16 protein-coding genes are annotated in these 17390 nt (G+C 73.5%); 9 read left to right on the forward strand and 7 right to left on the reverse strand.

Annotated features, from left to right (window positions below):
* Positions 1-107: 107 nt before the first annotated feature.
* A complete protein-coding gene (locus ACGFRB_RS24565) occupies positions 108-605 on the forward strand; it encodes a peptidylprolyl isomerase (RefSeq protein ID WP_393245942.1) in 498 nt (165 codons plus the stop codon).
* Between the two features lie 220 nt (positions 606-825).
* Here the strand turns inward: ACGFRB_RS24565 and ACGFRB_RS24570 are convergent, their stop codons facing one another.
* On the reverse strand, positions 826-1077 hold the full coding sequence (locus tag ACGFRB_RS24570) for a type B 50S ribosomal protein L31 (protein WP_393245944.1): 252 nt from the start codon (positions 1075-1077) through the stop codon (positions 826-828).
* 208 nt (positions 1078-1285) lie between these two features.
* Between ACGFRB_RS24570 and ACGFRB_RS24575 the strand changes: the two genes are divergently transcribed.
* The 3 genes from ACGFRB_RS24575 to ACGFRB_RS24585 all read left to right on the forward strand — a co-directional run bounded on the left by ACGFRB_RS24575 (position 1286) and on the right by ACGFRB_RS24585 (position 4431).
* Positions 1286-1507: a hypothetical protein gene (locus tag ACGFRB_RS24575; protein WP_363010737.1), complete on the forward strand. Its 222-nt coding sequence runs from the start codon at positions 1286-1288 to the stop codon at positions 1505-1507.
* Positions 1508-1747: 240 nt separating this feature from the next.
* Entirely contained in the window at positions 1748-2512 is a 765-nt protein-coding gene (locus ACGFRB_RS24580) for an alpha/beta fold hydrolase (protein WP_393246010.1), read from the forward strand.
* Between the two features lie 245 nt (positions 2513-2757).
* Positions 2758-4431: a GMC oxidoreductase gene (locus tag ACGFRB_RS24585; RefSeq protein WP_393245946.1), complete on the forward strand. Its 1674-nt coding sequence runs from the start codon at positions 2758-2760 to the stop codon at positions 4429-4431.
* A gap of 118 nt (positions 4432-4549) precedes the next feature.
* Here ACGFRB_RS24585 and ACGFRB_RS24590 read toward each other — a convergent pair whose 3' ends face one another.
* Both ACGFRB_RS24590 and ACGFRB_RS24595 read right to left on the reverse strand, forming a co-directional pair.
* Positions 4550-6304 (reverse strand): hypothetical protein, encoded by a 1755-nt coding sequence (locus ACGFRB_RS24590; protein WP_393245948.1) that lies wholly within the window; start codon positions 6302-6304, stop codon positions 4550-4552.
* 105 nt (positions 6305-6409) lie between these two features.
* Positions 6410-6961 (reverse strand): GNAT family N-acetyltransferase, encoded by a 552-nt coding sequence (locus tag ACGFRB_RS24595; protein WP_393245950.1) that lies wholly within the window; start codon positions 6959-6961, stop codon positions 6410-6412.
* A gap of 149 nt (positions 6962-7110) precedes the next feature.
* Here ACGFRB_RS24595 and ACGFRB_RS24600 point away from each other — a divergent pair, with 149 nt between their 5' ends.
* On the forward strand, positions 7111-7911 hold the full coding sequence (locus tag ACGFRB_RS24600) for a L,D-transpeptidase family protein (RefSeq protein ID WP_393245951.1): 801 nt from the start codon (positions 7111-7113) through the stop codon (positions 7909-7911).
* A gap of 113 nt (positions 7912-8024) precedes the next feature.
* Here ACGFRB_RS24600 and ACGFRB_RS24605 read toward each other — a convergent pair whose 3' ends face one another.
* Together ACGFRB_RS24605 and ACGFRB_RS24610 are read right to left on the reverse strand one after the other, a co-directional pair.
* Complete coding sequence (locus tag ACGFRB_RS24605; RefSeq protein WP_363010746.1) at positions 8025-8480, reverse strand: DUF523 domain-containing protein; 456 nt, start codon at positions 8478-8480, stop codon at positions 8025-8027.
* Positions 8481-8489: 9 nt separating this feature from the next.
* Positions 8490-9131, reverse strand: coding sequence for a CGNR zinc finger domain-containing protein (locus ACGFRB_RS24610; RefSeq protein WP_393245953.1), 642 nt, complete (start codon positions 9129-9131; stop codon positions 8490-8492).
* 56 nt (positions 9132-9187) lie between these two features.
* Between ACGFRB_RS24610 and ACGFRB_RS24615 the strand changes: the two genes are divergently transcribed.
* On the forward strand, positions 9188-10648 hold the full coding sequence (locus ACGFRB_RS24615; protein ID WP_393245955.1) for an MFS transporter: 1461 nt from the start codon (positions 9188-9190) through the stop codon (positions 10646-10648).
* On the opposite strand, the gene ACGFRB_RS24620 is transcribed toward ACGFRB_RS24615, so the two are convergent.
* Positions 10587-11960, reverse strand: coding sequence for an NAD(P)/FAD-dependent oxidoreductase (locus ACGFRB_RS24620; protein ID WP_393245957.1), 1374 nt, complete (start codon positions 11958-11960; stop codon positions 10587-10589). The two genes, ACGFRB_RS24615 and ACGFRB_RS24620, sit on opposite strands and share 62 nt — an antisense overlap.
* A gap of 295 nt (positions 11961-12255) precedes the next feature.
* Between ACGFRB_RS24620 and ACGFRB_RS24625 the strand changes: the two genes are divergently transcribed.
* Both ACGFRB_RS24625 and ACGFRB_RS24630 read left to right on the forward strand, forming a co-directional pair.
* The gene (locus tag ACGFRB_RS24625) at positions 12256-13146 is read left to right on the forward strand and encodes a hypothetical protein (protein WP_393245959.1); all 891 of its coding nucleotides are present in this window, start codon (positions 12256-12258) and stop codon (positions 13144-13146) included.
* A gap of 91 nt (positions 13147-13237) precedes the next feature.
* On the forward strand, positions 13238-15340 hold the full coding sequence (locus tag ACGFRB_RS24630; RefSeq protein WP_393245961.1) for a prolyl oligopeptidase family protein: 2103 nt from the start codon (positions 13238-13240) through the stop codon (positions 15338-15340).
* Between the two features lie 200 nt (positions 15341-15540).
* On the opposite strand, the gene ACGFRB_RS24635 is transcribed toward ACGFRB_RS24630, so the two are convergent.
* Positions 15541-15951 (reverse strand): hypothetical protein, encoded by a 411-nt coding sequence (locus ACGFRB_RS24635; protein WP_393245963.1) that lies wholly within the window; start codon positions 15949-15951, stop codon positions 15541-15543.
* A 211-nt stretch (positions 15952-16162) separates the two neighbouring features.
* Here ACGFRB_RS24635 and ACGFRB_RS24640 point away from each other — a divergent pair, with 211 nt between their 5' ends.
* Positions 16163-17389, forward strand: coding sequence for a T4 RnlA family RNA ligase (locus tag ACGFRB_RS24640; protein WP_393245965.1), 1227 nt, complete (start codon positions 16163-16165; stop codon positions 17387-17389).
* The last annotated feature ends 1 nt before the right edge of the window (position 17390 follow it).

Consider the following 17390-nt stretch of genomic DNA (forward strand, 5'->3'; position numbering starts at 1 on the left):
ACCGCTTCCCTCCTCCCCGAACGCGGTGCGGGGCACGCCGGCGCCCGATCACGCGGGTGGGGGCGGCCCGTGCGCGCGCACGACCAGGGAGATGACAGGATGTCCCCATGAGCGACAACGTGTACTTCGACATCACCATCAACGACGAGCCGGCCGGCCGGATCACCTTCAAGCTTTTCGACGAGGTCGTCCCGAAGACCGCCCGCAACTTCCGCGAGCTGGCCACCGGCGAGCACGGCTTCGGCTACGCCGGTTCCTCCTTCCACCGCGTCATCCCCGCCTTCATGCTCCAGGGCGGCGACTTCACCCGCGGCAACGGCACCGGCGGCAAGAGCATCTACGGCGAGAAGTTCGAGGACGAGAACTTCAAGCTCAAGCACGACCGTCCGTACCTGCTGTCGATGGCGAACGCGGGCAAGAACACCAACGGTTCCCAGTTCTTCATCACGACCATCGTGACCGACTGGCTCGACGGCAAGCACGTCGTCTTCGGTGAGGTCGTCGAGGGTCAGGACCTCGTCAAGAAGATCGAGGGCCTCGGCTCCAGCAGCGGTTCCACCAAGGCCAAGATCAGCATCTCCGAGTCCGGCGTCGTCAAGGCCTGACCCGACTGCGACTGCACGGCCCCCGGGCCGCGCGTCGACCACCCGCCCCCGTGCGTCACACCCTGGCACCGGGGGCGGTCGCATGCCCGGATGCCGTGCGTCCCTCAGCGGTCGGCGGACGCACCGGAGTCCGGTGGGACCCGGCGGACCCACCGGACGCGGCATCGGATTCGCTCAGCCGCAGCCACGCAGCCACGCAGCCACGCAGCCACGCAGCCGCTCAGCCGTTCCCGTCGCCGTAGCGGCGCTCGAACCGGGCGACCCGGCCCTCGCTGTCCACGGTCCGCGCCTTCCCCGTGTAGAAGGGATGGCTCTCGGACGAGATCTCGACGTCCACCACCGGATACGTCTCGCCGTCGTCCCACTCGATGGTCCGGTCACTGGTCGCCGTCGACCGGGTGAGAAACGCGAACCCGGCGGTCCGGTCGCGGAATACCACCGGCCGGTACTCCGGCTGCTTGTCCTGCTGCACATGTCCTCCTCGGACGGCCGTACGTCCCCCGGTCCTGCCAGCCTCCCCGCGCACCGCTCCCACGACCACGCCGCGCGCCCCGACCGGGTGACGGGCCCCTGGCTCGGGTGTTGTCCTATTGCCGCTGTTCCCGGTGGCGACGCCCCGGTTAGGGTGAGACGGGGGAGCAGGGCATGCCGGGTCCGCCCGCCCCGACAAAGGGGGAACCATGATCGCGTTGCTGATCCTGCTCGGCGTCTTCGCGGCCTGTGCCGCGCTGCTGATCTCCGTCCTGCTGCGCCGGACCGACAAGCCCACCGAGAACGCCGACGGCCTCCTCGCCGAACAGGCCGCCCGGGAGCGGGCCCACATGGACCGCTCGAACTTCTCGACCATGGCCGTGCACTCCAACCTGCCGACGATGACCGACCACCATCACCGCAGGCGCTGATCCGCCGTCAGGCCCCGGTGCGAGGGACGCCCCCGCCCGCCCTTTCGCTCGGACCACCCCTGCGGGGCATTGACCCGGCCGCCGACGCTCGCGAGACTCGGGCGTCGGCCGTCGCGGCGGCGGGCACCGGGTGGCCCGACCCCGCGCCGGGGACCCGCACCGCCCGGCCGGCCCGTATCCGACCCACCGACTCACACCCGACACGCATCGATGACGAGCGTCTCGCGACCTGGGGGCATGATGACCGGCCGAGTTCTTCCGTACGACGTGGTGGGTGACGGCCCGCGCCGCGCCCTGGTGCTGCACAACTGGTTCGGCGACCGTACGAGCTTCGCCCCGCTGCGCGACCATCTGGACCCGGCGGCCGGCAGCTGGGCCTTCGTGGACTGCCGCGGCTATGGGGAGGCGATCGACGTCGAGGGCGCGTACACCATGGAGGAGGTCGCGGCGGACGCGTTCGCGGTCGCCGACAACCTCGGCTGGGACACCTTCTCCGTCGTCGGCCACTCCATGGGCGGCAAGGCCGCCCAGCTCATGCTGCTGGACGCGCCGGAACGGGTGCGGTCGCTCGTGGGCATCTCCCCGGTGCCGGCCTCCGGCTTCCCGCTGGACGAGGAGAGCTGGAACCTGTTCGCCGGCGCCGAACACGAGCCCGGGAACCGCCACACCATCATCGACAACACGACCGGAGGGCGGTACGGCGACGCATGGGTGTCCGCACTCGTCGACCGCTCGGTGCGGCGCTCCTCCGCGACCGCCTTCCGCGCCTACCTCGACTCCTGGGCCCGTGGCGACTTCCACGAGCGGGTCCGTGAACACCCGGCGCGTGTCCTGCTGGTGGTCGGCGCCCACGACCCCGCGCTCGGCCGGGAGGCGATGGAGTCCACCTGGCTGCGCTGGTACCCCAACGCCCGGCTCACGGTGCTGCCGGACACGGGTCACTACGCGCCGGAGGAGAGCCCGAAAGCGCTCGCCGACGCCATGGAGACGTTCCTGGCCGACTGACCGGATCTCCGAGCACGGACCGACCGGACGTGCCCGAGCCCGCGGTCGCCCGCTGAGGCGCGACGGGCTCGGGCGCATCCGCCTCCCGTGTCCGCCGACTTCCCGGCCGGCCCCGGCGGTCGTCCCCATGGCGAGGGGAGCCGGGGGACGTATTCCGGCCGTAAGTTACCGGTTGGTTTCTCGTGACTTCGGGCGGGACCGCCGCTACAACGTGTTCCCATTCGCCCCACGGTGAGGAACACCTCATGAGTAAGAGATCCATTTCGGCCGCGGCCACCCGAGGTCCGACCCGCCGCCGGTTCGTGACGGGTACGGGCGCCGTCCTCGGCGGTCTCGCGCTCCTCGGCCACACCGCCTTACCCGCGCACGCCGCCGCGGCCCGCGAGGACACCGCCCCGGGCGCCCGCGCGTTCTTCGGCCCGATCGAGCCGGGGGCCCGGATCCCCGTGCTCGTCGTCGGCACCGGCTACGGCGGCTCGGTCGCAGCCCTCCGGCTGGCCGAGGCCGGTGTCGACGTCCATATGGCGGAGATGGGCATGGCCTGGGAGACCCCCGGCTCCGACGGGAAGATCTTCGCCAACACCACCCGGCCCGACCAGCGCTCGTTCTGGCTGCGCACCCGCACCAAGCAGCCACTGAGCCAGTTCCTCGGCTATCCCCTGGACAAGGACATCCCGCGCTACACCGGCGCCCTCGACGCCGAGGAGTTCGCCGGAATCACCGTCTACCAGGGCCGGGGCGTCGGTGGCGGCTCGCTCGTCAACGGCGGCATGGCCGTCACCCCGCGCCGGGAGATTTTCCCCGCGCTCCTGCCGACCGTCGACCCCGGCGCGATGTACGACGTCTACTACCCCCGCGCCAATCAGGCCCTCGGCGTCGCCCCGGTGGACCGCTCCTGGTGGGAGAGCACCGACTGCTACCAGTTCGCGCGTGTCGGCCGCAAGCATGCCGAACGCTCCGGTTTCCCCTTCGTCTTCGTGCCCAATGTCTACGACTGGGACTACATGAAGCAGGAGGCCGCGGGCACCGTGCCCCGGTCGGCGCTGGACGGCGAAGTCATCTACGGCAACAACCACGGCAAGAAGACCCTGCCGAAGACCTATCTGGCCCGGGCCGCCGCGACCGGCCGGGTCACGGTCTCCCCGCTCCACGAGGTCACCACGGTCACTCCCGCGCCCGGTGGCGGCTACACCGTCGCCCTGAACCGGCTCGACACCACCGGCGCCACAGTCGAGACCAAGACCGTGACGGCGGGCCGGGTGTTCTTCGCCGCCGGCAGCGTGGGCACCGCCAAGCTCCTCACCCGGCTCCGGGACACCGGCGCCCTGCCCGCCCTGAACGACCAGGTCGGCCAGGGCTGGGGCGACAACGGCAACGTCATGTGCGGCCGCGCCAATCATCTGTGGGACCCCACCGGAGCGCTCCAGTCCGCCATGCCCACCACCGGCATCGACAACTGGGACGCGGGCGGCGCCTTCGCCGAAGTCGCCCCCCTGCCCACCGGCATCGAGACCTTCGCGTCCTTCTATCTCTCCATCACCAGGACCCCGCACCGCGCCGCGTTCCGCTGGAACCCGGGCACCGGCCGCGTCGACCTCACCTGGGACCGGTCCTGGAAGCAGACCTCGATCGACGCCGCGAAGACCATCTTCGACCCCATCAACGCCAAGGAGGGCACGGTCTACCGCAGCGATCTGTTCGGCGCGTACAAGATCTGGGGCGACCACCTCACGTACCACCCGCTCGGTGGCGCCGTCCTCGACCGCGCCACCGACAACTACGGCCGGCTGCGCGGCTACAGCGGTCTGTATGTGATCGACGGCGCGCTGATCCCCGGCAGTACCGGCGTCAACCCGTTCGTCACCATCACCGCGCTCGCGGAACGCAACATCGAGAAGATCATCGCCACCGATCTGTGACGGCCGGGGGACGGCGGGGGCACCGGGGACGGGGGAGGGATACGGGGGCCCCGCCGCCCCCATGTCCCTGGGCGGCCCGTGCCGCCGTCCGTGACGGCAGCCGGCGTTCCCGCGGCCGTCAGTTCCGGTACTCCTCGTACGTCCTCGGGTCCTCCTCGGCGATCCGGCGCAGCGTGCGGGCCACCCGTTCGGCCGGGGGGCCGTCGTCGGCCGGCCGCCAGTCGAACCACCGGCGGGAACCGTCCACCGAGTGCTCGGCGTACGTCACCACCACCCGCTCCGGGTCCCGGAAGTCGGTGTACGCGGAGAGGAAGGTCAGACCCCAGCGAGTCCAGAGATCCGGCCGCGCCCGCAGCGCCGAGTCGAGCAGCCGCGCCGTGGTCCGGCCCGGCCATTCCCAACCGTGGTCGCCGCTCGCGCGGGTCAGCTCCGCGTCGTAGACGGCGGCCTCGAAGCGGTACTCGGGCGGTTCGGGGGAGCGGGAGGGCTGCGCTCCCCGGCGACGCCAGTCGCGCCACACCACCGTGTCGTCCGCACGGACCACGGTCACCCACAGCGCTCCGCAGCACCCCTCGGTGCACGAGGCCTCCGCGAGTTTCACCTCACGGGGCTCGGCCGTGGCCCGCAGGGCGCCGCGGTCCAGCAGGTAGCCGGGGTCGTCGCCCGGGCCGTGTCCGAACGCCTCGGGCAGCAGCGGCCGGCCGTCGAGAAGGAAGCGGGTCTCGACCCTTCCCGCGTCATCCGGATCGGGCAGGGCCACCTCGATCCGCAGCCGCCCGGGCGGCTCGGCTGCCCCGAACACCTGCTCCGCCGTGTGTCGCAGCCAGACAGCACGGCGCCGGACTGCGGGCGTGGCATCGGCGTCGGGGCCGGTGCGGACGGTGCTGGTCCATTCCGGGTAGAGGATCAGGGCGCCGAGCGTGTCCAGCAACTGCTCGCGCTGTCCTGTGCGCCAGGGCAGCACATGGGCCTGCCCGCTGTGCAGGTCGAGGGCGAGGGAGAGGAGGACGACGGCGTGCTCGACGGTGGGCGGTAGCGCGACGGCCCGTCGCACCAGCGCGTCGAAGGCCGCCGTGGCCTCGCTCAAGGACAGGAGTTCGGGCCGGTCGGCGTGCTGGTCCGCGACCCGGGACAGCAGCCGTCCCGCCTGCGCCAGGAGCCGCGGGTCGACGGGGGCCCCGCTCAACAGCGCGGGCAGCCCGAGGGCTTCGGCGATCCACCGGGCCTGCCGGGCTCCGATCGTCCGGGGGCCCAACGGCTGCCGGATCAGCCGCGACCGGATCTCCCGCCGGTCTCCCGACAGCAGCGCGTCCACCAGCGGACGCGTCTCGGGCGAATGGACCTGGGCATCAAGCCGGCGCAGCGCGGCGGTCCGCGCGTCCAAGGGCTCCAGGGCCGCCATCACGAGTCCGAAGAGTTGACGCAGCCCGGACAGAACTTTGAGGTACGGCACATCCTCGGGCTCGCCGAGTCGCCGCAGCAGTGCCAGGCCCACGCTCACCGGACGGCGTGTGGTGCCCGTGCGGGTGAGGTGACGGCCGATCGCGCGGGCGGCGGCCTTGTCGGCGAGGTCCATGGTGAGCACGGCGCCGACCAAGGGGCCGTCGTCGACAGGGAGCCCGACGAGACAGCGGTGCAGCTCCGCCGACGCGGCCGGGGTGTCGGGTCCGGCGAGGAGGGGAGCGAGCGCCACCTCGACGGCGGCGAAGGCGTGTTCGCCTCGCAGCCCGGCCCGCTCGGGCCCGGGGGGTTCGTCGGGCAGCGGGTGACCGCCGCCGAAGGGGCGGTCGGGTTGCTCCTGTGCGAGGCGCAGGGCGTAGGAGTACAGGGAGGGGCGGGAGGTGAGCGCCGCGCGCTCCTGCGGGGCGCTCACCGGGTGGGGGAGAACTCGATTCCGTTGATCATGTGTACGAGAGTGCCCGGATCCGCGCCCCGCGTCCAGGGGTTTCCAGCGGTCGACCGCCCGGTGGCGGGCCGGTCAGCCGGAGGCGGCCGTTGCCTCGAACCCGGGATCGGTCCCGGTCCCGGGTTCGGCGAGTCGGAGCGTCACGAATGGCACGGTGTCGCCCGGCAGCAGATAGCGCTCGGTCTCGACGAAGCCGCGCGCCCGCGCGAAGCGCAGCCCCTCCGTGTTGCTCGCGAGCACCACGGTCTCCACACCCGCCTCGCTCAGCGTCCGCGCGTGCCCGAGCCCCCGCTCGTACAGCGCGGTCCCGAATCCCCGGCCCCGGTACTCCGGCAGGATCCGGGAGATGACGGTGGCCGCGGGCGTCTCCTCGTCCGGCGGGCGGACGGTGGAGCAGCCGACCGGCACCCCGTCCGCGTAGGCGACGTCCAGCAGATTGCGGCCGGCGCGCTCCCGTACCTGCTCCTCGGAGAGCGGGGCCGTGGGGATGATGGCGTTGTGGATCAGCCGCCAGTCCGTCAGGGGAGCGGCGCCGGGGCCGGTGCCGGGTCCGGTGGTGGAGCCGGTCGGGTCGGCGGGGGTGGCGTCGGAGGCGATGGCACGGACGATGAGCAGGTCGGTCATGAGGGCAGACAAGCGGCAGGCCCGTCTCGCCGTCAACTGCCTTGCCGATATAGCCCGAACGGGTGGGCGCGCCGGGGCAAGGTGACACTCGGCGGCGCGGACCGGGTACGCATGGCCGCATTGCCCCCAGCTCTGGAGGTGGCCGACCCATGCCCGTCCGCAAGGGCACCGCAACGATGCTCGTCTGCGCTCTCGCCGCCACCCTGGCGCTGACCGGCTGCACCGCGCAGCGGCCGCCCGCCGCCCCGCCGGCTCCCGGCCCGCCGAGACCGTCGGGCCCGCCGCACCCCCAAGAGCCCCAGGAGCAGGACGGCCGCCCCTCCTCCGCCCGTATCCCCGCTCCGCCGTCCCCCGTTCCCGCGCGCCTGCCCGGCCTCGGCCCGCTCACTCAGGCCCGCGTCCCCGACGGCACCACCCAGGCCCTCGTCGTCAGCGGCGACAGCCCCGATGGGAATGTGGCCACCGCCGTGCTCTACGAACGCGACCCGGCCGGCCGCTGGCGTCCCGTGGCCGGCCCCTGGACCGGCCACAACGCCCTGCGCGGCTGGACCGACGACCACACGGCGGGCGATTTGCGCTCCCCGACCGGTGTGTACCGCATCGGCGACGCGGGCGGTCGGCTTCCCGACCCGGGATCCCGGATCCCCTACGACGAGGACCCGCTGTACGCGGTCTCGGGCACCGGCTTCCTCGGCGAACCCCTCGAAGGCTCCTTCGACTACGTCGTCGCCATCGACTACAACCGGGTCCCCGGCACCACCCCGCTCGACAAGCAGCGCCCGCTGGGCGACGACAAGGGCGGCGGCGTGTGGATCCACGTCGACCACGGCGGCCCCACCCAGGCGTGCGTCGCGCTGCCGCGCGAGCACATGCGGGAACTGCTCCGCGCCCTCGATCCGGGGCGTGGCCCCGTCGTCGTCATGGGCCCCGCCGAGGTCCTCGCGGAGTAGAACGCGATCCGGTGGCAGCCCCCTCGACAGGCACCCCGGCCGGCCGGCCCGTGCCGGCGTCACGTCTCATCGTGCCCTGGCTCACCGGCCGGGGCGGGGGAGCGGGAGCGGGTTCACACTCCGGGCGCGGGCGTCACCATGATCCCGTGCCGGGCGAACAGCGCCGCCGTGACCCCGTCGCCCGGCACCAGACCGCCGCCGAACGACCCGTCGTACACCTGCCCCCGCCCGCAGGAGGGGCTGCGCGGCATCAGTACCGCCTCGGCGCAGCCCGCCTCCCGGGCCGCGGCGAGGGCCTGCCGGGCGCCGTCGACGAACGCGTCCGTCACATCGGCGCCGGTGTCGTCCACCACCCGCGCGGTGCCCTCCAGGACCCCGTGCCCGTCGCCGCCGACCAGTTCGGCGGGGCGGCGCGGGGTGGTGAGACCGCCCGCCTGCTCCGGGCAGAACGGCACCGGCGTGCGCCCCGCGAGCAGTGTGTCCAGTTCGGCGGAGGGCTTGGCCCCGCCGTCCCAGCGGCACGGGATACCCCGCAGACAGGCACTGACCAGAACGGATGCGGTTTCCATACGGCCAGGCTACCGGGGGTCGTTCGGCGCGCTGCCCGGAGATCCGGCCGAGCTGTCGGCCGCATCTCCGCCGGGGCCGGCCTTGGCCCGGCGGTGGGCGGCGACCCGCTCGCGCGTCGCGCACCGGCGCGAACAGTACCGCCGCCGCTCGCGGCCGCTGCCCAGTGGCACGAAGACGTCCTGGCAGGCGGTGGACGCGCATACCCCGCCCGGAGCGTGGCCCCGTTCCCAGAGCAGCACCGCGAGCGCCAGGCAGGAGGAGGTGAGGAACCACCGCGCCCATGGCGCGTCGTCGTCCGTGTCGACGTGCGGGTGCCATGGGCTCGCGCCGCCGTGCGAGGTGAGGCGGAGCGGGCCGGTCCGTTCGGCGAGGAGCGTGTTGAGCCGCCCGGCCGCCGTGTCGATCCCGTCCGCCGTGAAGACGGTATGGAGCCTTGCCGCCGCCTCCCGCAGTTCCGGCAGGTCCGCCTCCGTCAGACCGAGGGGCTCGCTCTCGCCGTACGCGCGCAGCACCCCGGCGACCGTGTCGAGGGTGCAAGACTCCCGGCTCAGCGCGTTCACCAGGTCGGCGGCGCGCCGGGAGTTGGCGAGAACGGAGTGCCGGGCGGTGTCCGGGGCCGGCAGCGGGGTGGGGGCGGGGTACGGGGGCATTCGGTGAAGGTAACGCATGTTGTGGGGTTTTGAGTTACCCCCGTAGCGTCCCGCCCGTGTTCCGTCCTTCCTCGTTCCGCCCCTCCTCGGCGCCCCGGCGGCGGCAGCCCTCGGCACGGCGTCTGCTCGCGGGCGCGACCGCCGCCCGAACGGGCGACGAGATGTCCGGCCCGGCCCTGCTGCTCCTCGGCCACGCCTGGACCGGATCGGCGGCCGGTGCCTCCGCCCTGCTCGCCGCCGTGACGGCCGCCTCCGCGCTCGGCGGACCGCTCTTCGGAGTGCTCCACGACCGCGCGGCCCGGCCCGGACGGCTGCTCGCCTGGGCGCTCACCCTGTACGCGACGGGGCTGACCGTTGTCCTGGCGGGCCTGGCCGGCGCATTTTTCCCGCTCACCCTGCTCGTCGCGCTCGCCACCGGTCTCCTGGCGCCCGCCCTCGCCGGCGGCTGGACCGCGCAGCTGGGCGCCGCGGTCCCGGCGGAGCGGCTGCCCCGGGCGCACGCGCTCGACGCCGCGACTTTCAGCGCCGCGAGCCTGCTCGGCCCTGCCCTCGCCGGACTGCTCTCCCGGTGGCTCGGCGCCCCCGCCGCCGTGGTGGCCGCGACGGCCCTGATCCTGCTGGCCGTGCCCGCCACCCGGGGACTGCCGCACCGCGCCGCGGGTCCGGAGCCGGCCCCCGCCCCTGCCGACCGCACAGCGGAAGCCGACCGCGCGGAAGCAGCTCGCCCGGAAGCGGCTTGTCCGGAACCGGTCCGTACGGATCCGGTGCTCGCGCATGCCGATCGCGGCACGAACCCGGACAGGACCGATTGGGTGACTCTCGACGGCGTGGGCCGGGACCTGGCGCGCGGATTCGGCTGCGTGCTGCGCTCCGTGCCGCTCGCCCGCGCGACCCTGGGCACCACGCTCTCCAGCCTTGGCCAGGGTGTGTTCGTCGCCTGTGTCCCGCTGCTCGGGGAGCGGCTCCTGGGCGGGCCGGGCGACGGCGCGCTGCTGCTCGCCGCCACCGCCCTCGCCGCCCTCGGCACGAACCTGTCGCTCGCCCGGCGTCGGCGCCCGCTCGTACCCGACACCGTGCTGGCGGCCGCGCCGCTCCTGCTGGCCGTCGCCTTCGCGACGGCGGGCCTCGCCGCGGGGTCGGGCGCCGGGGCCGGCGCGGGGGTGGCCGCCGGACTCCTAGGTGCCGCCGCGCTGCTGGCCGGGATCGCCGAAGGGCCGCAGCTCACCGCCCTGTTCGCGGTGCGTCACCGGGAGACGCCGGAGCGACTGCGGGCCCAGGTGTCCACGACCGGTGCCGGTGTCAAGATCTCCGCGTTCGCGCTCGGGGCCGCCGTCGGGGGTCCGCTCGCTGTCCACTCCCTTCCGGGAGCTCTGGGGGCGGCCGCGGCGGTGCAGGTGCTCGCGGCGGCCGCCCATCGGGCGGTGGCCCGTGTACCGGGGGCGTACGCGCGCGTGGTCAGGAAGAGGAGGCGACGGCGCGCAGCGAGGCGGTGTGGGCGCGGACCTGCTCGGGGGTGAGATACGCGTCCGTGTACTCGAAGTCCTTCAGCGTCCCCGACTTCGAGGCCAGGAATCCGGTGCGGACGAAGTCGTCCCCGGCCGTCGCGTTGATCAGCCAGTTCGTCATCACCCGGGCCTTCGCCACATTCGTGCGCAGCGCCGCCCAGTGGTAGCCGCGGGCCACCAGCTGCGCCGGCAGGCCGTGGAGTTCGATGCCCATCGGCTTGGAGACGGCGTCGATCCCGCCGAGGTCCACCACCAGCCCCAGATCCTTGTGCACATACGGATAGGTCTGATCGCCGCGCAGCGCCGCCACCAGGTTGTCCGCGGCCACCTTGCCCTGCCGCATCGCGTGCTGGGCGGTGGGCGGGCAGACCGCGCCCGCGTCGTCCTTGGCCAGGTCCGGCACAGCCGCCGCGTCCCCCATCGCGTACACCCCGGGCAGCCCCGGCACCGTCAGATCCGGCTCGACCACCAGCCGGCCGCGCACCGTCTCCGCGCCGAGCGTGCCGATCAGCGGGCTCGCCGCGACCCCCGCCGTCCAGATCAGCGTCCGGCAGGGCAGCACCCGGCCGTCGGTGAGCGTCACGTTGTCGTCGTCGACGGAGGCCACGGACACGCCGAGCGACACCTCGATCCCGCGCCGCCGCAGGATCTCGAGGGCGGCCTGGCCCAGCTTCGGCCCGAGTTCCGGCATCAGGGCGGGTGCGATGTCGACCAGATGCCACTTGATCAGTTCCGGGTCGATCCGGCTGTAGCGCTTGACCGCGTTGTGGGTGAGCATCTGCAGACAGGCCGCCGTCTCGGTGCCGGCGTATCCGCCGCCCACCACGACGAACTGGAGCCGTGCGGCCCGCTCCGCCTCGTCCTCGCTCGCGTCGGCCAAGTCGAGCTGCGCGATCACGTGGTCGCGGATGTACGCCGCCTCGGCGAGCGTCTTCAGGCCCCGCGCGTGCTCGGCGAGCCCCGGGATGTCGAACGTGCGGGTGATGCTGCCCGGGGCCAGGACCAGATGGTCGTACGGCTCGGTGCGGATGTCGCCGGTGATGGTCCGCACCACGCAGACCTTGGCGTCCGTGTCGATGCCGATCGCCCCACCCGGGATGATCCGGGTCCGGTGCTTCTCGCTGCGCCGCAGGGACAGCGCCACCGACTGCGGGGTCAGCACCCCGGAGGCGACCTGCGGCAGAAGCGGGAGATAGAGCTGGTACGAGAAGGGGGACAGGAGCGAGATCGCCGCCTCCTGCTTGGTCAGCCGCCGTTGGAGGCGCCGTACGCACGCGACCCCGGCGAAACCGGCGCCCACCACGAGGATTCTCGGTCGAGACACGGGATAAGACCGCCTTTCCACGCCTTGTCCTGCCATGCGGGCCGTCAGTGGCCCTCCCGACGGACTTTCCGCACTCCATCATCCGGAACCAGATCAATTCCGGCAAAAGGAAGGAGGCGTGACGTCCCCGCCTTCATCTCATCTCGCCGTCGCGGGGCCGGGGCCGGGCCGCGGGGGAGCAGATCCGCGCACCGGCGGCTAGGGGAATCCGGCCGTCTGGTGCGGAGGTCCTGTGGCGACCGGCCCTGCCCTCGGCCGGACGCCGATGTCAGTGCCGTGCTTCACCATGACCGGCATGGAGAATAGGGAGACATGCACCGAAGAGATCTGGACCGGGCTGGGCGCGGTGACGGCTCCGTCGGGTCTGCTCGTGCTGGCGATGGCCGGCTGGGTCGACGCCTGGGCGACGTACGGCCCGCCGCTCTCCGAACGGGCCCGGAACGCGGTGGCCGCCGGGGGTGGTCATCTGCGCGACGGGCTCTGCGAGGCGATGGCGGTCCCGGCCGCCACCGACCGGCCCCTGCGGATCCGGGCCGCCACGGCGCCCTCCGTCTTCGACGGAGAACCGGTGATCTCGCTCCTGGAGGTCGAACTGGGCCTGCCCTGGCCCGACGACCGTGGTGAGGAACCCATGCCGCTCGGAGACCTGCCCGTGGACCGCTGCGGCATGGCGGTCGGCGACGCGGTCGCCCTCGACTCCTGGTCCGGTCACGGCGCGCCGTCCGACGATGGCCTGGCCGATCTCTCCTACTGGGGGTTGCACGCCGACGCCGCGCACGCGCGCTTCGGCGGCGTGGAACTCGGGCCGCCGGGAGCGGGCGGGCCGCGGGGCTGGTTCGATCTTCCGGTCGCCGAGGCGGAGCGGAGGGCCGCCGCCCTGGCGGACTGGCTGAGCGAGCGGCCCGGCGGTCGGGGACTCGTCTGGTCGGTAGACGCCCACACCGACCACCACCGCGTCGAACGGGCCGGCCGGTCCCATCCGCTGGAGGCCGGGCTCGTCGAGGTGGCCGGCTGTCCCGTGCTCGGCTTCGGGTGGGATTCTGGGGACCATTCGATGCGGCACCGGGGAGAGCGGGCCGCCGGGCAGGTGTACCCGGCCGCCCTGCGCCGCGCCGGCGACGGCGGGACCGTCCTGTGCTGGACGATCCCGCCGGGGGAACCGGAGGAGCAGGGAGAGCCGGGATGATTCCGGCGACCCCGGCGACCCCGGCGACCCGGGTACGAGGACACCCGCGCGCATCACCGCGACGCGGACGAGCAGGGGTGGAGGGCCGGGCATGACGGATGTGACGGATACGAGCGACAGCGATCCGTATCAGTGGCTGGAAGAGGTGGAGGGCGAGCGGGCGCTCGCATGGGTGCGGGAGCGGAACGCCGAGACGCGCGCCGCGCTCGCCGACGGGGAGGGCTTCGGCGCGCTGGTCGCCGAGCTGCGGGAGGTGCTCGACGCGCCCGACCGGATTCCGTACACCCTCCGGCGCGGCCCGTACCTCTACAACTTCTGGCGCGACGCCGGGCATCCGCGCGGTGTGTGGCGCCGTACCACCCTGGAGCAGTACCGCACCGATACGCCCGACTGGGACGTGCTGCTCGACCTCGACGCGCTGGCCGCGGACGAGGGTGAGGACTGGACCTGGGGCGGGGCCCTGGTGCTGCGGCCCGCCTTCCGGCACGTGCTGGTACGCCTCTCGCGCGGCGGCGGGGACGCCGTCGTCGTACGCGAGTACGACCTGGAGAAGCGGGCGTTCGTCCCGGACGGCTTCCGGCTGCCCGAGGCGAAGACCCGGATCGGCTGGATCGACGAGGACCATGTCTTCGTCGGCACGGACACGGGTCCCGGCTCGCTGACCGACTCCGGCTACCCCCGCACCGTCCGCCGCTGGCGGCGTGGCACCCCGCTCGCCGCCGCGGAACTCGTCCACGAGGGCGGGGTGTCGGATCTCTCCGTCTTCGCCTGGCGCGATCCCACGGAGGGCTTCGTACGCGACTTCGTGAGCCAGTGGCGGGACTTCTTCCACCACGAGACGCACCTGCTCGCGGCGGACGGCACCCTGCGCCGGATCGACGTGCCGGACGACGCCGACCGCGCCGTGTACCGAGAATGGCTCCTCGTCACCCCCAAGGCCCCCTGGCTCGGGCAGCCCGCGGGCTCGCTGCTCGCCTTCCGCTTCGAGGAGTTCCTCGCCGGGCAGCGCGAACCGGGGGTCCTGTTCACCCCCGACGAGCGGACGGCCCTCGCCGGCCACACCTGGACCCGCAACCACCTCCTCGTGGAAACCCTCCAGGACGTCGCGAGCCGTCTGCACGTCCTCACCCCCGGCCGCCCCGGAGCCGATTCCGGTGCCGGGGGCAACGGCTCCGGCACGCGGGCCGGCGGCTGGACACGCCGTGAACTGGCGGACATCCCGCCGCTCGCCTCCGCGACGCTCACCGACACCGATCCGGACACCGGCGACGAGTACTTCCTCTCGCTCACCGGCCATCTCCTCCCGCCCACCCTGCACCGGGGCGAGATCGGACAGCCGGGCGAGCGCCTCAAGCAGGCACCCGAGCGTTTCGACGCGACGGGTCTGACCGCCCGCCAGTACTTCGCGGTCTCCGCCGACGGCACCCGTGTCCCGTACACCGTCGTGGGTCGCTCCGGCGGACTCCCCGGCCCCGCCCTCCTCACCGGTTACGGCGGCTTCGAGGTGTCCCTGACGCCGTCGTACAACACCGTGCGCGGCCGTGCGTGGCTCGCTCGTGGCGGTACGTACGTGGTGGCCGGCATCCGCGGCGGCGGCGAGTACGGGCCCCGCTGGCACCGGGCCGCGCTCAAGGCCGAGCGGCCGCGTGCCTACGAGGACTTCGAGGCCGTCGCCCGCGACCTGGTCGAACGGGGCGTCACCACCTCCGCCGGGCTCGGCATCACGGGCGGCAGCAACGGCGGTCTGCTGATGGGGGCGATGCTGGTGCGCAGCCCGGAACTGTTCGGCGCGATCGTCGCCCATGTGCCGCTGCTCGACATGCTGCGCTTCCACACGCTGCTCGCCGGAGCCAGCTGGATGGCGGAGTACGGCGATCCCGACGACCCGGCCGACCGGCCGCACCTGGCCGCCCTCTCCCCGTACCACCGGCTCGCCGCCGACCGCCCCTATCCGCCCGTCCTGCTCACCACCTCGACCCGCGACGACCGGGTCCACCCCGGTCACGCCCGCAAGACCGCGGCGCGGCTGCGTGAACTCGGCCACCGGGTCCTGCTCCACGAGACACTGTCCGGCGGCCACGCGGGGGCCGCCGACAACGAACAGGTCGCGTACAACAGCGCGCTGGAACACACCTTCCTGTGGCGCACCCTCGCCGCTCCGGCCACGGACCGGCCGGGCGGCGCGGCGGACTGAGGGGGCGGCGCGGCAGACCGAGCGGACGGGGCGTCGCGTGACGGGAGTACGCCTCCGTCACACGACGCCCCGTCCGGAACGACGCGACGCCCGCGCGGCGCACCGCGCGGGCGTTCGGCGAGGCCGCTCACATCGCGAACCGGATACCCGGGACCGGTCGCGCACATGACACCCCAAAAGATCGCGGGTGCCGTGCCGGACTACTGCATCGGCGGCCGGGGCGGCATCGGCCGCATGGGCTGCACCGGACCGCCGGGCCGGGGACCGGCCTGGACGGCGGCACCCGGGCCGGGGCCGAGCTGGGGGGGACCGATCTGAGCGGGGCCACCCTGGGGAACGCCCTGGCCGGGCATGCCCTGGCCCGGAACACCCTGAGCCGGAACACCCGGGCCCGGAACGGCATGACCCGGAGCGGCCGGAGCGGCCGGAGCGGCCTGAGCGGGAACACCGGGACCGGGACCGACATGGCCGGGATTGGCCGGCGGCATCTGGATCACACGGCTGAGGTCGCGCAGCACCTCCTCGGCGGCCCGGCGGACCTCGCCGGGAACGTCCCCTTGCTCGCGTATGAGCTCTGCGTAGATGGGGGAGGTGGTGTCCGCGTAATTCATGGGCTCGCTTTCTCGGGCTTCTGCGACATCCTTCGGGCGGCGAGTCTACGGGGCGTCACGCTCGCTCACCGGCACGGGCCCGGATCCCGGCCCCGGCCGTGGGCGCCGGTACCCGCCAGTCCGTACCGGTCACCTCGGACCGGCCGTGAATTCGCTGGTGGGGCGGGGGAACCGGCGTCAGAATGAGTGTTCTCGAACAGGGGAGGGAAACATGAGCCAGGCGTACCCGACGCCGCTCACGCTGGACGAACTGCTGCCCCCGCAGGAGCTCGCCGCCGCCATCGCGGCCGGACACGTGGTCCGCAAGACGCATCCGGAACTGCCGCTGTCGCTCTACACGTACACGCGGATCTGTCAGTTCGAAGGCGTCTGGAACAGGGTCACCAGCCGGTGCCGTGGCCTGGTCGCCGACGACCGTACCGGCCGGATCGTCGCCCTGCCCCTGCCCAAGTTCTTCAATGTCTCCGAACATTCCCTCGGTCGTCCCTACGCGCCCCCGCTTCCTGACGAACCGTTCGAGGTGTACGAGAAGGTCGACGGCAGCCTCGGTGTGGTCTTCCACTACGACGGCCGCTGGCTGGTCGCCACCCGCGGCTCCTTCGTCAGTGTCCAGGCGGCCTGGGCGCAGCGCCGGCTCGACGCCGCCGACACGGCCGCGCTCGTGCCCGGCGTGACGTACCTCGCCGAGATCGTCCACCCCGCGAACCGCATCGTCGTCGACTACGGCGAGCGCCGGGACCTCGTGCTGCTCGCCGCGTTCGGCACCGACGGCACCGAGATACCGCTCGCCGAGGCGGCGCGCGACTGGCGGCCGGTGGGCCCGGTCGTCACCGTCCACCCGCCGCTGCCGCTCGACGAGCTGCTGAAGCTGACCGAGTCGAGCACCCTGCCCGACGGCCGGCCCGCGACCGGCACCGACGCCGAGGGCTTCGTGCTGCGCTTCGCCTCCGGGCTGCGTGCCAAGGCCAAGATCGCCGAGTACGTACGGCTGCACCGGATTCTCACCGGTGTCACCGCGCGCGACATCTGGCGCGGCCACGGCATCCAGCGGTTCGCCGACATCGAGACGAGGATCCTGGCCCAGGCCCTCGGCCTGTCCCCGGCCGAGCTCGACGGCATCCGCGCCCGGGGCGGCCGCCCGCTGGACGACCTCCTGGAGCAGGTGCCCGACGAGTTCGACGCCTGGGTCCGGTCCGTGATCGACGGACTGGAGACGGAGTTCGCCGCCCGGGAGCGCGCCGTCGACGAGGCCTATGCCACGCTGGCCCCTCTCGCCGGCGAACGGGCGGCCTTCGCCCGCGCCGTCGCCGCGCTGCCCGACCGACGGCTGCGCGCCGCCCTCTTCCTGCGTCTCGACGGCCGCCGCGGCGACCTGCCGGCCTGGCGCGAGCTGCGCCCCGAGAACACCGGCCCCTTCACCGCCGACGAGGAGAACTGAC

The organism is Streptomyces sp. NPDC048718 (genome assembly GCF_043198875.1).
GTDB lineage: Bacteria > Actinomycetota > Actinomycetes > Streptomycetales > Streptomycetaceae > Streptomyces.

Bases quoted from the DNA above. Each gene is read 5' to 3' on its own strand.
- ACGFRB_RS24565 (WP_393245942.1), top strand. From the start codon at position 108: ATGAGCGACAACGTGTACTTCGACATCACCATCAACGACGAGCCGGCC.
- ACGFRB_RS24575 (WP_363010737.1), top strand. From the start codon at position 1,286: ATGATCGCGTTGCTGATCCTGCTCGGCGTCTTCGCGGCCTGTGCCGCG.
- ACGFRB_RS24580 (WP_393246010.1), top strand. From the start codon at position 1,748: ATGACCGGCCGAGTTCTTCCGTACGACGTGGTGGGTGACGGCCCGCGC.
- ACGFRB_RS24585 (WP_393245946.1), top strand. From the start codon at position 2,758: ATGAGTAAGAGATCCATTTCGGCCGCGGCCACCCGAGGTCCGACCCGC.
- ACGFRB_RS24595 (WP_393245950.1), bottom strand. From the start codon at position 6,961: ATGACCGACCTGCTCATCGTCCGTGCCATCGCCTCCGACGCCACCCCC.
- ACGFRB_RS24600 (WP_393245951.1), top strand. From the start codon at position 7,111: ATGCCCGTCCGCAAGGGCACCGCAACGATGCTCGTCTGCGCTCTCGCC.
- ACGFRB_RS24605 (WP_363010746.1), bottom strand. From the start codon at position 8,480: ATGGAAACCGCATCCGTTCTGGTCAGTGCCTGTCTGCGGGGTATCCCG.
- ACGFRB_RS24610 (WP_393245953.1), bottom strand. From the start codon at position 9,131: ATGCCCCCGTACCCCGCCCCCACCCCGCTGCCGGCCCCGGACACCGCC.
- ACGFRB_RS24625 (WP_393245959.1), top strand. From the start codon at position 12,256: ATGGAGAATAGGGAGACATGCACCGAAGAGATCTGGACCGGGCTGGGC.
- ACGFRB_RS24630 (WP_393245961.1), top strand. From the start codon at position 13,238: ATGACGGATGTGACGGATACGAGCGACAGCGATCCGTATCAGTGGCTG.
- ACGFRB_RS24635 (WP_393245963.1), bottom strand. From the start codon at position 15,951: ATGAATTACGCGGACACCACCTCCCCCATCTACGCAGAGCTCATACGC.
- ACGFRB_RS24640 (WP_393245965.1), top strand. From the start codon at position 16,163: ATGAGCCAGGCGTACCCGACGCCGCTCACGCTGGACGAACTGCTGCCC.